The organism is Novosphingobium lindaniclasticum LE124 (genome assembly GCF_000445125.1).
GTDB classification, from domain to species: Bacteria; Pseudomonadota; Alphaproteobacteria; order Sphingomonadales; family Sphingomonadaceae; genus Novosphingobium; species Novosphingobium lindaniclasticum.
In genome coordinates this window covers 1-13,343 of the sequence record NZ_ATHL01000085.1, presented here as the reverse complement: position 1 = coordinate 13,343, position 13,343 = coordinate 1, and the positions used below count along the sequence as shown (strand labels likewise).

At 59.6% G+C, this 13,343-nt stretch carries 11 protein-coding genes and 1 pseudogene; 5 read left to right on the top strand and 7 right to left on the bottom strand.

The genetic code is table 11. The features are described 5' to 3' along the window. The first annotated feature begins 116 nt into the window (after nucleotides 1-116). Both istA and istB read left to right on the top strand, forming a co-directional pair. A complete protein-coding gene (gene istA / locus L284_RS37845) occupies nucleotides 117-1,628 on the top strand; it encodes an IS21 family transposase (RefSeq protein WP_021234834.1) in 1,512 nt (503 codons plus the stop codon). Next, a complete protein-coding gene (gene istB / locus L284_RS37840; protein WP_021234579.1) occupies nucleotides 1,615-2,343 on the top strand; it encodes an IS21-like element ISSsp4 family helper ATPase IstB in 729 nt (242 codons plus the stop codon). Before istA ends, istB begins: the two co-directional genes overlap by 14 nt. A gap of 122 nt (nucleotides 2,344-2,465) precedes the next feature. On the opposite strand, the gene L284_RS37835 is transcribed toward istB, so the two are convergent. From L284_RS37835 to L284_RS0124385, 3 genes are all read right to left on the bottom strand, one after another. Next, nucleotides 2,466-3,065, bottom strand: coding sequence for a hypothetical protein (locus L284_RS37835; RefSeq protein ID WP_021234578.1), 600 nt, complete (start codon nucleotides 3,063-3,065; stop codon nucleotides 2,466-2,468). Between the two features lie 215 nt (nucleotides 3,066-3,280). Further along, the gene (locus tag L284_RS47485) at nucleotides 3,281-3,994 is read right to left on the bottom strand and encodes an adenylate/guanylate cyclase domain-containing protein (RefSeq protein ID WP_081674028.1); all 714 of its coding nucleotides are present in this window, start codon (nucleotides 3,992-3,994) and stop codon (nucleotides 3,281-3,283) included. A 10-nt stretch (nucleotides 3,995-4,004) separates the two neighbouring features. Next, nucleotides 4,005-4,919: a TIR domain-containing protein gene (locus tag L284_RS0124385; RefSeq protein WP_031342456.1), complete on the bottom strand. Its 915-nt coding sequence runs from the start codon at nucleotides 4,917-4,919 to the stop codon at nucleotides 4,005-4,007. A 419-nt stretch (nucleotides 4,920-5,338) separates the two neighbouring features. On the opposite strand from L284_RS0124385, the gene L284_RS0124380 reads away from it, so the two are divergent. The 3 genes from L284_RS0124380 to L284_RS37830 all read left to right on the top strand — a co-directional run bounded on the left by L284_RS0124380 (nucleotide 5,339) and on the right by L284_RS37830 (nucleotide 8,325). Continuing rightward, nucleotides 5,339-6,883 (top strand): adenylate/guanylate cyclase domain-containing protein, encoded by a 1,545-nt coding sequence (locus L284_RS0124380; protein ID WP_160172132.1) that lies wholly within the window; start codon nucleotides 5,339-5,341, stop codon nucleotides 6,881-6,883. Then, nucleotides 6,883-7,638, top strand: a complete 756-nt coding sequence (locus L284_RS49105; RefSeq protein ID WP_407635846.1) for an E2 domain-associated cysteine-rich protein — start codon at nucleotides 6,883-6,885, stop codon at nucleotides 7,636-7,638. The genes L284_RS0124380 and L284_RS49105 overlap by 1 nt, the downstream gene beginning before the upstream one ends. A gap of 159 nt (nucleotides 7,639-7,797) precedes the next feature. After that, entirely contained in the window at nucleotides 7,798-8,325 is a 528-nt protein-coding gene (locus L284_RS37830) for a Pycsar system effector family protein (RefSeq protein WP_021234571.1), read from the top strand. Between the two features lie 521 nt (nucleotides 8,326-8,846). Here L284_RS37830 and L284_RS37825 read toward each other — a convergent pair. The 4 genes and pseudogenes from L284_RS37825 to L284_RS37810 form a co-directional block, all read right to left on the bottom strand. Beyond that, nucleotides 8,847-9,479 carry an SOS response-associated peptidase family protein gene (locus L284_RS37825; protein ID WP_031342452.1) on the bottom strand — a complete coding sequence of 211 codons (633 nt, stop codon included), beginning with the start codon at nucleotides 9,477-9,479 and terminating at the stop codon, nucleotides 8,847-8,849. A gap of 104 nt (nucleotides 9,480-9,583) precedes the next feature. Continuing rightward, entirely contained in the window at nucleotides 9,584-9,871 is a 288-nt protein-coding gene (locus L284_RS37820; RefSeq protein WP_021234569.1) for a hypothetical protein, read from the bottom strand. 3 nt (nucleotides 9,872-9,874) lie between these two features. Then, nucleotides 9,875-13,138 (bottom strand): error-prone DNA polymerase, encoded by a 3,264-nt coding sequence (locus tag L284_RS37815; RefSeq protein WP_021234568.1) that lies wholly within the window; start codon nucleotides 13,136-13,138, stop codon nucleotides 9,875-9,877. Next, a pseudogene (locus L284_RS37810) lies at nucleotides 13,135-13,343 on the bottom strand (DNA polymerase Y family protein); the annotation flags it as partial. The pseudogene L284_RS37810 and the gene L284_RS37815, both read right to left, overlap by 4 nt.

The window sequence follows — 13,343 nt, the reverse complement described above, 5'->3', positions numbered from 1 at the left end:
TGTGGAGCGGCGTGCAAAATTGACCCCCTTAGCGGGGTGATCGGCGTCTAAAATTGACCCCCTTCATCTCATCATGAGAAGCGCCGCCGTTTGGGTTCCGGACGGCGGGTACAGGGATGTTGGTTGTGGAGACGATTACGAGGATCCGTCGGGAGCACCGGGACGGGAAGCCTATCAAGGCGATAGCGCGGGATTTGCGGCTGTCGCGCAACACGGTGCGCAAGGCGGTTCGGGCACCGGACGCGGACGCCAGTTACGAGCGTAAGGAACAGCACCGGCCGCAGACCGGACCTTTCAGTGCTCGTCTCGAAGACTTGCTCGAGCAGAATGAAGGACTGCCCCGGCGTGACCGGCTTCGTATGACGCGGATCCATGATCTCCTTCAGCGCGAAGGGTTCGGCGGTTCCTATGACGCTGTGCGGCGCTATGCCGCGCGCTGGAAGCGTGAGCGTCGCGCCGACGCCGGCGATATGAGCAAGGTGTTCATCCCGTTGATGTACAGGCCAGGCGAGGCTTACCAGTTCGACTGGAGCCACGAGGACGTCGAGATCGCGGGCAAGCCGATGCGGGTGAAGGTCGCGCACATGCGGTTTTGCTGGTCACGGGCGCCATTCGTCCGCGCCTATCCCCGCGAGACGCAGGAGATGGTTTTTGACGCTCATGCCCGCGCCTTCGCCTTCTTCGGCGGGGTTCCGACGCGCGGTATCTACGACAACATGAAGACGGCGGTGACGACGGTCTTCATCGGCAAGGACCGGCTGTTCAACCGACGATTTCTGATCATGACGGATCATTATGGCGTGGAGCCGGTGGCCTGTAGCCCTGCTGCGGGATGGGAGAAGGGGCAGGTCGAGAACCAGGTCCAGACCAGCAGGGAACGGCTGTTCAAGCCGCGCCTGCGCTTTGCCAGCCTTGAGGAACTAAACATCTGGCTGGAAGCCGAGTGCAGGCGCTGGGCAGAGCGCAACGGGCATCCCGATCTGGATATGACGATCGCACAGGCATTGGAGGCAGAACGGCCGATGCTGCAACCGCTACCCGCCCCGTTCGACGGGTTCTTCGAGAGCGAGCACGTGGCGAGTTCGACGTGCCTGGTGAGCTTTGATCGCAACCGGTACTCGGTGATGGCAAAGGCGGCGCATCAAACCGTCCAGGTACGTGCTTACGCAACGCGCATCGTGATCCGTTCGGATGGTGCAGTCATCGCCGAACACGAGCGTGTCTTTGGTCGGAACCAGACGATTACGGACGCTTGGCATTACCTGCCGATCCTTGCGCGCAAGCCCGGCGCCCTGCGGAACGGCGCTCCCTTCCAGAACTGGGATCTTCCACCTGTACTTGCCGAGCTGCGGCGCAAGTTGGGTAAGGGCGATGATGCGGATCGCCGCTTCGTGCGCGTCCTGGCCGCCATTCCCGACGACGGCCTCGAGGTTGTTGAAGCCGCAGTCGCCGAGGCCCTCAGCGCAGGAACGGTCAGCGATGAGGTCATCCTCAACATCCTGTCCCGCCGGCGTGAGCCTCGCGATGCCCAGGCCATGGACGTCGTCGTCAACCTGAAGCTCAAGCATCCGCCGATTGCAGACTGCGCCCGCTACGACACGGTGCGAGGCCTCAATGCAGCGGCATGAGATTGTGGCAGCCCTCAAGGGGCTGGGGCTCAAGGGCATGGTCACTGCCTTCGATGACGCCGTCACCAATGGCATCCGCCGCGACAGAACGATCATGGAGATGCTAGCCGACCTGCTGCGTGCCGAGACTGCACATCGGGAGGCAGCGTCGATCCGCTACCGGATGACCGCGGCGAAGCTTCCGGCAATCAAGGACCTGGATGGGTTCATGTTCGACGGAACGCCGATCAACGAAGGGCTGATCCGCTCCCTGCACGCCGGCTCCTTCCTGCCGGAGCGGCGTAATATCGTGCTGGTCGGCGGAACGGGCACGGGCAAGACTCATCTGGCGCTCGCCATTACCGCGGCCGTGGTGCGCGCCGGCACCAGAGGCCGATACTTCAATACGGTTGATCTGGTGAACCGGCTTGAGGAAGAAGCACGTCTGGGCAAAGCCGGAAGCCTTGCCGCTCAACTCTCACGTCTTGATCTCGTTGTGCTCGACGAACTGGGCTATCTCCCCTTCGCCCGTTCCGGCGGCCAAATGCTCTTCCACCTGATCAGCAAGCTCTACGAAAAGACCTCTGTGATCATCACGACCAATCTTGCCTTCGGCGAATGGCCGAGCGTTTTCCACGACGCCAAGATGACCACCGCGCTCCTCGATCGCATCACCCACCATTGCGACATCATCGAGACAGGCAACGACAGCTGGCGGTTCAAAAACCGGAACTGAGCCCAAAACCCCTTCCCCCGGACCCCCATCCCCGGCGGTTAACCCGGTGGGTCAACAGGGACCTCCCACGGACGCCGCCGCCAGCACACCTGACGGTGCGCGTCGTCGTCCGTGGGCCCCTCCTATCGACTACCGGGATAACCGCCGCGCTGCCGAAAGGTGGGGTCAATATTGGGCGCCGATAGGGGGTCAGTTTTGCGCGCCGGTTGACACCCATCGGTCACGATGTGCGTTCTAAGCCAAGCCATTAACAGCCTACGCTTGAAGGGTAAACCGGAGCGATCCAACATCAGCCACTGCGGAAAAAACTCTTCCCATTCCTGTCTTGAGCCTGCATCCCAATACTCTGGATCCTGCCGCTCGAAGCCGGACTGTCGCGGCACGATCACCAGATGCTCAAGGCTATTTTCAATCAGGCCGATCGATTGCTGCATAGCATGGTCGCCTCCAATCAGCTGGGGCACACCCTCGACCCAATAGCGTTGAAGATGCAGTAGCTCATGGATTACGGCCGCTTCGGGCACTGTCTCGAAATCCTTGATCAGCAGGACGGAAGTGTAATCGTTGATATCGAGACCGGCTGCGACATTCTCGAATGGTGCCTCACCCGCACGCAGCATTCGGGCAGCGAGTGTTCCCTCCGATTTCTCAAGTATTTCGTCCATCAATTTCACGGTTTGGGCGCCAAGACGAGCTTTTAAAGAAAGAAGGTTGTTGTTCATCACATTATCCGGCCCCAAGAGATGCGGTCTTCTTAAATTTATAGCGGTCGATGTAAACTCTCGAGACGACGGCGAAGTCCCGGGTATTCGCCGACTAAGCTGCCATGCGCTGCTTTGAGCGACGCGCTCTAAAGCGGTCGAACATCATCTTCCGATCGATTCAGTTTTTGCCACCTTGCGGATTCGTTGTGAATCAGCCACGATGCGAATTGCTATTATGGTTTTTTCCAATGATTGCTTTTGTAAACACTCTCAGTTGCATCAGCGAAATCAAACTCGGATTTAATCCAAATATTTTTCCCATTCCCATCAAATTTAGCCGAGTCATTCAGGCGACTGTAGGTTCGACTTGAAATGTATGTGTGGTAGCCCGGGTCTCGTATATCGGAGAGTTTAGCAGAGAAACTGGCCGCTTTACCGATCCAGATGAGGTCGTTGCTATTGCGAACGCCGGACCGCACCGCTCGAACTTCGCCCACGTCGACACCCACACCGTGTCTGATTTCGATTGCGTTATCACGGATTGACGCAAACTGCTTCCGTGCGGCCGGGTGAATGATTTTTCGAACAGTCCAATGAATTTCTCTGCCGCAAATCGATGCAGCGGAATTTTTGTCATCACCGATAAAGATGCCCATCACACGATCACCATCGAAGCTTCTTATGGCACCGCCGTGTTTAACAATCAGTCGTGCAGAACAATCTAGGTAAGCACGGATTATTTTTGCTGTCGTCGTCCAAGGACAGGCCTTTGAAAGCAAAGCTGATCCGGCAAGGTCAGCATACAAGAATGCCGCGTCAATCTTCACGGCACCATCCTTGAGTGCCACGTCATCAGTAGATGGAACAACGCGACCGTCTCGCACATTGAACGAGGTGCCGAGGATCGTATCGACGCGGTCGGTGAGAAAATCAGAATTTACAGGCACGCCGTGAACCTTAGCCGTTATTTGGGCCGAGCGAATTGATATGATCGCGCAGCTTATTGCATGCTGGCCCCATTAACCGCTGGTTTTCTCCACCCTTGGCGAAGCGATAAGGAATGGTTGTGATGCCAGAAAGGTCACTGGGAAGCTTGATGTCCTGATCGCGGGGCTCCATCAGAATGGCCCGAGCGCGCCCCAATCGCCCCATGAAAAGGCCGAGTTCAAATATTACGTTGTCTCGTGGAGCTGGCCATTGTTCATCACGGCTTTCAGTGACATCGTCGGCATGCGCAATCGCGATCGCAAAATCCGAGTTGTCTACTGCCCCTTCAAGATCTTGCAGAGTGTAGTTGCTTACTTTGAAGCAGCCCTCATTCCAGATTTCGACAGCGAACGGATCGTACTCGAAAGCATTGGCAATGATCCGCGCAATTGGAAGCGATTCGACTGAGCAAATAATGAAAACCCGCACCTGCTCCCGATAGGCACCGACCGTGTTGTTTCGTTCAATTAGTCGCCTGGAGAGTTCCTGCGCGATAGCGCGGTATATATCGGGATGTCGGCTGGCGATATCAGAGAAAACTTCTTCGCTGACTTGAAGTGCTGCTACCGTATCAGCAGCAATCACTGTCGCGGACCGGATCTGGGTTGGTTGAATTGCAGCCATTTCGCCAACGTGGTTGCCCGGTCCACGAACACCAACTCTTCGCCCATTCACAACGATGTCGCAGGTGCCCGCGACAATCAGATAGAGTTCGTTCGTGTCGGATGCTTGCTCGATCAGCACCTCGCCAGCTGCAAACGATTTAAGTTCGGATCGTTCGAGCAGTTCATCGATGCAATCGCCAGCCTTCAAAAGCATACGATTAGTGGCAAGAACCTCACGTAAAAGGCGTTCGCCTCGCTCGCCTTGAAATCTTTCAAGCACAATCAATCCTTTGCCAACCTTGGATCATTGACGTCACCCCATGCCAAATATCCCGCCGGGTTGTCGAGAGCTCACATTGAGCCAAAGGCCGGACGAACGAATATAGAGATCTGGGATGACGACATTAACGAGCAGCGAAAGCCGCCGCACGTCGCGGTAGACTAGGAGTTTTCGAAAGATACCCGCCTACGTTCAGGGAAATCGGCAACAGTTGACCATGGGATTCGTCCTATTCTAGGACAGATCATCCCGTCATCACTTAACAATTGCCGTTAGCAGAGCAATCTGGGGAGAAGTTCGCGAAACGTTCCTTGGACGTGCGGCGAACTAGGTTTAGTTACGTGCTTACGAAGGTATGCACGAGAGGTCGCAAAATGGCATGGAACAATGAGCGAGCACGGGCTCGAATCCGAGGGTTTATGGAACAAACCCCAGAGGGCGAAATCGTCGTGGAAGAGTTCACACGATATCTCGCGGAAAAGCGAAGCCGCCATACTGGATCGCATCCCACCCTTGCCATGGATGCCAAAGCACTGATCGAGATTCCTCGTAATCGCGCGATTACAACCCATGCCGTCCATGTTTACGCCAATCTGATAAATTTCAATTCGGTACTTGTCGAGGCGGGCCGAGAAACTGAAGCTAGCCATCGCCGCGCTCTCGAATTTTTGCATGCGCACTACCGAGCTTGCGATAATCTCATCGACGAATTTGCGATGCTGCGCGTGGACTTTCACGGCTCTCGGTTGCATGCAGTTGTTCTTGCACCCGAAGGCGCCTCAAACGAGGGGGAGCGGGTCCGAATAGCCGTCTCCTTTGCAGCCGCCTTCCGGGCAATGGTTGCGCGTCTAAGCAATGACCACCCTGAGTTCCAAACGGAAGTCCGGATCGGGATTGATACTGGGCCAGCAGTAGCGATCGATGGCGGCAAGAGTGATGAGCGTGAGCCTCTCTTTATCGGCAGCCCCGCGAACCACGCCGCGAAGCTCGCCGCTGGGGAAATTCCAGGCATCATACTTAGCCCGAGGGCAGAAACTTTAATCGGGCAACAGCGTCAGATCGGCTCGCAGTCTCATCCTCTCTCTGCACAGATCGAGCAGCACTTTCTCACGGAAGAAATCTTGGCGCTCGACTCGGTGGCCCCGTCTGGAGGGAGGCTCGAAACCGCATATCAAAGGTTTTCGGATGAATTTGGTGCGCCGCGGTCCATGGCTGCCGACTCCAAACAACCTGCTTTCAGCTTCCATTACAAGCAACCACCGCTCAAAAATATCGTATTCAAAGATCATCCTCCGAGCAATGCAATCCGGATGGAGCTAGCCTCAATTTTCGCGGATCTCGATGGTTTTACGGCCTACATAGATGCCGCAATGCGCGACGGAAAAATTGCTGAGGCAGTGGCCAACCTTCACGTGCTGCGGGCGGAAATGGCTGCCGTTCTACGCAATGATTTTTCGGGCCGTAAAGTGCGGTTCGTCGGCGATTGCGTCCATGGATTGATTGCAGAAGGGACTTCGAGCGAAACAGACCCCGCTGAAACAGTTCGCTCGGCCGTCATCATGGCGGGGGCGTTGCGATCATCATTCGATCTTTGCCGCACCATGCTCCCCGGCATTCGCGATATGGGCCTTGCTATCGGGATCGACTACGGGACAACTCCCATTTGTCGCCTCGGCCTTCGCGGTCTCGCTAGTGTCCGGACCGCAGCAAGCCGTAGCGCCTGTATCTCAGAGGCTGAACAGCAACGTTGCTCAGGGAACGAAACTGCAATTGGCGAAGCTGCTTATCGCGCTGCCTCGGCAGTTGTTCGCGAGGCATTCAAAACTGATCGAGCACTGGCGAACCTCGACTACCTTTCGGCGCAGTTCATGCTGGGGCTTGAGACAAAGGGGGCTGCTAAACCAGCAGCGCCGATGCAAGCCCACGTACCTGCAAGCATGCCTTTGCGAGCCCATGCCACGTAATGGCGATGTCGGCCTTGTCCTGGCTCGCAAATGTATGCCCGCCATGGTTTGATTTTACAGACTTGCAAGATGGTTGGGCCGTAGGAACTGCTCGACCGCCTTCCACTCCATGGGAAAGGACCGGCATTGAGCTGCATTTCGAAGGCAGCGAAGAAGTTCGCGTCCGAGAAGTGAAGCCCGGCACCTGTTTGCCGGCGCGATGCCCAGAACGACATGTTCAAGGCGATCGCACTTTCTGTGTGGGACTACACCGCCGGACAGTTCGCAGTTTAGATGAAGCCAATGCCTGGTGGGATCAACTTTGGCAGTACTTAATATGCCAAGCGATCGCCGAGCGTATGGGGGTATGGCCGCCAGCAAATGCGCTCGATCATGGTGATGCCGGTCACTATCATGAGCGGGCGCTGGCGATCGCCGAACAATTGGGCATTACAGAGGAGTATCTTGCAGCACGCCTGGATGAGCCGAGTTGGATTACTGATCCAAATTTACGCCTTATGGATCAGCAACTATCCCCAATTAACGGAAGATCTCCTTGCCCTCGGGGCTGCAAAAAGGCTCGCGGAAAGAGAAAAGCAATCATTCGGCGTAAATGTAAATCTCGAACTATGATGCTCGAGCTAGTGCGATGTGAGCGAAAAAGACGGAAGGCTTTGCAAGAATATTGGGGCTACATTCGGCAATCAGGCACAGTCTGTTGCGGCACTATGAAGCAGTGCGAACTTCGAGCGTTGACAAGTGCAGGGAGCGGCTAATCGCCGTTCTGGACTCACGAGGCTTTGCCAAGACGGCCTGTGATCTGCTTAGCGGCTAAGCCAATTTCGGGGAGATACAAAAGGTGCGGATCAGATATACAATAAACACGACGAATCTCATTCAAGTTTGCGCAGAAATTTATTGGCAGTCACTCTAACATGGCAGTAGCAGATGACCGTCATCGTCTTGAGGTAGCTGAGCGCCAGCTTGCTTTCGTTCAAAGCTTTTTCCCTCGGATCGACAGCAAAGTATCCGCCTTGTTCGCCATTATGTCGGCGCAAATCGCCGTCGCAGCCCTGAACTTAACCGCCGAAGACCTCATTCAGTGGTACATGGGGCTACCGCTGACTGTATTCCTTCTTGCGGTGGCGGCTGCCTACGTCTTCCTTTATAGATGCGCATATCCCCATTTGGAAGGCGGCCAAAGTTCGCTCGTGTACTTCGCTGAGATTGCGAAACGTCGCGAGGCTGAGTTCATCCGGGATTACCTCGCTGCCAGCGTTCCCTCACTGGCCGAGGACATAACTGGCCAAATCTGGCGCAATTCTCAGATTGTTGACTGCAAATTCAAGTTCCTCAAGTTAGCGACTCAGTTCGCTATGTTCTCCTTACTACCATGGGTTTTCGTGCTAATAGCGTCCTCTTACTCACACGGACGACTCCCATTGCTAACAGGGCAAGGGTAATATCGCCGGTACTGGCCTAGACGGCCGGCGAGATTGGGATCGCTTTAATCCACGTTAGAGGGGGCCATTCACCAACATCCGACCTGCTATGTCTGCTGCAGGTCGAACAATATGAACAGACGGCGGCTCAGGGACGGTCCGCCCGAGAAAGGAGACGTTCCGGACTGTCCGACGTAGCGGAAATTTTGGCCCGGTCGGGCGCAGATATTGGATGCTTGGAAGCGAGAGACGGAATGTCGCCGCGAAGCGTCGAAGACGGCGCGTTCCCTCGAAGCCGCAGCCTATTGCAAAGCGAATGACGCATTCACGGCTGATCCGCATCCCGGATTTGTACGCGAACAAGACGGATGGCTGACCGCGGGGTGTCCCCATCATGGGCAATCTTCTCTCAAACGAGGCGCGAAGCACACATGTCTGTGCAACCTGATTCCGGAAATCTGAACTCGCTTCAGGTCGCAGTTTGCCTGTGGATCGAAAAGATCGGCACGGCACCGATCACGATGGTGGTGTCAGCCAATCCGTCATCGCTCATCCCGCCGGGTCGGAAAAACCGGTCCTCGCACGCGCATCCGCGTTTCGTCAAATGGTCGCTGAAGCGCGGCAATCTCGGCGTAGGATCCGCCCAGCCAGGTATCGATATCGCTCGGGCCGAGAATGGTGACCATCGCCTTGGGATGGACCGGTTGGACCAGCGCGTTGGCGTCGCAGGTCACCATGGCGAAGGCATCGCCGATTTCCGTGTGCTGCCAGAAGCCGGCGACCGCGAACACCGGCTGATCCGTAACCGAAAACCACACCTCGCCCTTGAGCGGCGGCTTGCCATCCCCGAGGTCATGCTTGTCCGGCGTGAACTCGCAGAATTCGGTTAGCGGCACGATGCAGCGGTTTTTCGGGTCTTCGGCGAGCCGCTGCCATTGCGGCGCGCCGAGATTGCGCACGTTCGTCAACGGCCAGGCCCCCTTGCCGCCCAGCACGTCCCAGCTCATCACGTCCCACCCCCGTATGCCGTCCTGCTCGCGCACCACATAGGCCCGCCCCTTGGGCCTCAGTTCCTGGGGATCGAAGTGATTGTCGCGCGGCCGTTCGCGAAAGAGCTCAGCGACCGAGCCGAAGAGGGTTTCCGGCTCTCCCTTGAAGCGGGCACGGTTGCACATGGCATTGCTCCTGATCGCGGCGGGCATCCCTTGGCACGGCTGCGTTGCCCGAAGCATATCGCAGTCGGCAACCGGCGCTACGAGAGAATTGCTCTCGAGGCGGGCTATGACGGGCCGGCCTCTTCATAGCGTCCGGCGAGCCGCAGCTGCCGGACAATTCCGTTGAAAGCTGCCGTCACCCCCTGCGCCCGGCCGATCTCGTTATCCTGGCAGGCGGCATCCCAGTAGAGCTCGAGCGGCCAGCGCTCCCGGCAGTGCGGCAGCAGGCACCTGAGGGCGAGGCGAACCTCGACGGTATCGACCCGGCCGTCGCTGCAGCGGGTCACGCCGCCGCGCAGGATATGCAGCGAGAGCGCGATGATCACGCGCTGGTGTTTGGGAAGCGCCGCCACGCCTCAATGGAAATCGTGCGACTTGAACCGCACGACCTCCTCGGGGTCCCGGCCATCCGCATGCGGCGGCCAGTAACTGGAGACCGGTTTCGGGCTCCAGGCCTCATCGCCGCGATCCGGGCTACCACCATGGCGGGCGCCGTCCCCCCTCCCGGTGCGATGCGGGAACGACATCTCGCCGACGCGGTGCAGGAGGTCGCCGTGATCGATGATCCGATCACAGATCACATGGATGACATCGCCTTCCTTCTGCACTTGCCCCTTGAGCCCCACCATCGAGGCGGACATCACGGTGCGGCGCTGGGCCTCGAAGCGGTCGGGCCAGAGGATGCCGTTGGCGATACCCGTCTCGTCCTCGATGGTGATGAAGAGCACACCTTTGGCCGATCCCGGCTTCTGGCGCACCAGAATGATCCCGGCGACCTCGACCTTCCTGCCGTCGCGAATGTTCGCGAGATCGGCGCAGCGCGTCACGCCCCGCTGCGTGAGTTCGTCCCGCACGAAGGTCAGAGGGTGGGCGCGCAGCGAAAGCTGCAGCGCGCGATAGTCCTCGATGACCTCGCGCCCATCGGCCAGCGGGCGCAGTTCCACGGCCGGCTCCTGCGCCTCGGCGCTGATCCTCTCTGCCGCGCGGTCCGCGGCGGCAAAGAGCGGCAGGGGGGCTTCGCCGAGCCCCCTCACCTTCCACAGTCCCTGGCGGCGATCCGCGCCGAACCCATGGAAAGCATCGGCACCCGCAAGCTTCTCGATCGCGGCACGCGGCACCCCGGAGCGTCGCCACAGGTCCTCGACGGATTCGAACGGCGTGAGGGCGCGCGCCGTGACGATCGCTGCACCATCGGCATTGGAGAGCCCATGCACCTGGCGCAGACCAAGCCGCACGGCATGATACCGGCCCCGCGCAGGCTCCAGCGAGCAGTCCCACCGGCTCGCGTTGATGCAGACGGGACGAACCTCCACCCCGTGCCGGCGCGCATCGGTAATGATCTGGGCGGGGGCGTAGAACCCCATAGGCTGCGCATTCATCAGCGCGGCGCAAAACACGTCGGGATGATGATGCTTCATCCAGCTCGAAGCATAGGAGATCTTCGCAAAGCTCGCGGCGTGGCTCTCGGGAAAACCGTAGGAGCCGAAGCCCTCGAGCTGACGGAACGTCCGCTCGGCAAAGTCGCGCGGATAGCCCCGGCCGACCATCCCTTCGATCAGCTTTTCGGAAAAGTGGGACACGCCGCCGGTCATCTTGAAGGTCGCCATCGCGCGGCGCAGTTGGTCGGCTTCCGCCGGCGTGAACCCCGCGCCGACGATCGCGACCTTCATGGCCTGCTCCTGGAAGAGCGGCACGCCAAGCGTCTTTTCGAGGACGGCGCGTAGTTCGGGGCGCGGATACTCCGGCTTTTCCAGCCCCTCGCGGCGGCGCAGGTAGGGGTGGACCATGTCCCCCTGGATCGGGCCGGGCCGGACAATCGCCACCTGGATCACGAGATCGTAGAATCGGCGGGGCTTCATGCGCGGCAGCATCGACATCTGCGCGCGGCTCTCAATCTGGAAAGTGCCTAGCGTATCGGCCTTCTGGATCATGGCGTAGACGTCCGGGTCATCGCCCTGCAAATCCGCGAGGCCGACTCGAAGCCCCTTGGCTTCTTCGAGCAGGTTGAAGGCGCGGTTCATGCAGCCCAGCATGCCGAGGCCCAGGACATCGACCTTCATCATCTTCAGGACATCGATATCGTCCTTGTCCCATGCGATGATCTGGCGATCGGCCATCGCCGCAGGTTCGATCGGCACCAAGTCGTCAAGGCGGTCATGGGTGAGCACAAAACCACCGGGATGCTGGCTGAACTGGCGCGGAACCCCGATCAGCTGGCGGGCAAGATCGAGGGTCAGGCGAAGCCGCCGATCCGACATGTCGAGGTTCAGTTCGGAGGCCTGCTTCTCGCCGACGCCTTCGGCCGACCAGCCCCAGACCAGACCCGCGAGCGAGGAGGTCAGGTCCTCCGGCAGCCCCATGGCCTTGCCGACATCGCGCACCGCGCCCCGCGCCCGGAAGCGGGTGACGACGGCGGTCAGCGCCGCCCGGTCGCGCCCGTACGTCTCGAAGATCCATTGGATGATCTCCTCGCGCCGCTCGTGCTCGAAATCGACGTCGATGTCCGGCGGCTCGCGCCGCTCGCCCGACACGAAGCGCTCGAACAGGAGCTCGTGCTTGATCGGGTCGATCGAGGTGACGCCCAGCACGAAGCAGACGCAGGAATTGGCGGCAGAACCCCGCCCCTGGCACAGGATACCCCGCCGCCGCGCCTCGCTGACGATCGAGTGGACCGTCAGAAAATAGGGTGCGTAGTTGAGATCGGCGATGAGCCTCAGCTCATGGGCGATCTGGTCCCGGTAGGTCTGGGGCGGTTCGCCCGCGAACATGGTGTCCAGCGCTTCATACGCCATCTTCTCCAGCGCCTGCTGCGCGGTGAGGCCGTCGATCACCCGCTCCTGCGGGTAATGATAGGTGAGGTCGCTGAGCGCGAAGGTGCAAGCCGCGGCAATCTCGACGCTGGCGCGCAACGCATCGGGATAAGCCGCAAAGCGGCGGACCATTTCCTCCGGCGACTTGAGCGCGCGGTCCGCGTTGACTTCGCGCCGGTAGCCAAGCGCATCGACCGTGCAGCCATGCCGGATCGCGGTCACAACGTCCTGCAGGAGCCGGGCATCCGGGACGTGGTAAAGAACATCGCCGGTGACGACACTGCGGATGCCGGCATCCGCCGCCTGCCGCGCGAGCGCATCGATGCGCACCGCGTCATCGGGGCGGCGGCGTTGGAACAGGGCCATGTAGCTGCGCCTGCCATAGACCTGGCGCAAGGCAGCAAGCGCCGCGGCATTCTCGCTATCCGCTTCGTGGGGAAGAAGGATGGCGATCACCCCTGCCGACCAGGCCGCGAGCTCGTGCCAGTGCAGCAGGCAGCCCCCCTTCCCGGCCCGGCGCTTGCCGATCGTAAGCAGGCGGGTAATGCGCGACCAGGCCTGCCTATCGGTCGGATAGAGCAGCAGGCGGCGCCCGCAGGTGAGATCGATCCGGGTGCCGGGTATCAGCCGGACGCCGGTGACCTTTTCCGCCTCCCAGGCGCGCACGACCCCGGCCACGCTGCCCAGATCGGCGATGCCGAGCGCGGGATAGCCGAGCATCGCGGCGGCGCCGAACAACTCGTCGGGGCTGGAGGCGCCGCGCAGGAAGGAAAAGTGCGTGAGCACCTGGAGCTCGACATAGGCGGTCATGCGAAGACCCCGTGCATCCACCAGGTGAGATCCCCGGTATTGCTTGCCATGCCGTCCCCGCGCCGGAACACCCAGTAGCGGCCGCCGTGCTCGTCCTCGACCCGGTAGTAGTCGCGCACGGCCCAGACTTCAGCGTCGCGGCGCCACCACTCGCCATGGATCCGTTCCGGTCCGTCGCCTGCCACGACCTTGTAGGCGCGCCCCC

Bases quoted from the DNA above. Each gene is read 5' to 3' on its own strand.
- istA (WP_021234834.1), top strand. From the start codon at position 117: ATGTTGGTTGTGGAGACGATTACGAGGATCCGTCGGGAGCACCGGGAC.
- istB (WP_021234579.1), top strand. From the start codon at position 1,615: ATGCAGCGGCATGAGATTGTGGCAGCCCTCAAGGGGCTGGGGCTCAAG.
- L284_RS37835 (WP_021234578.1), bottom strand. From the start codon at position 3,065: ATGAACAACAACCTTCTTTCTTTAAAAGCTCGTCTTGGCGCCCAAACC.
- L284_RS0124380 (WP_160172132.1), top strand. From the start codon at position 5,339: ATGGAACAAACCCCAGAGGGCGAAATCGTCGTGGAAGAGTTCACACGA.
- L284_RS49105 (WP_407635846.1), top strand. From the start codon at position 6,883: ATGGCGATGTCGGCCTTGTCCTGGCTCGCAAATGTATGCCCGCCATGG.
- L284_RS37830 (WP_021234571.1), top strand. From the start codon at position 7,798: ATGGCAGTAGCAGATGACCGTCATCGTCTTGAGGTAGCTGAGCGCCAG.
- L284_RS37825 (WP_031342452.1), bottom strand. From the start codon at position 9,479: ATGTGCAACCGTGCCCGCTTCAAGGGAGAGCCGGAAACCCTCTTCGGC.
- L284_RS37815 (WP_021234568.1), bottom strand. From the start codon at position 13,138: ATGACCGCCTATGTCGAGCTCCAGGTGCTCACGCACTTTTCCTTCCTG.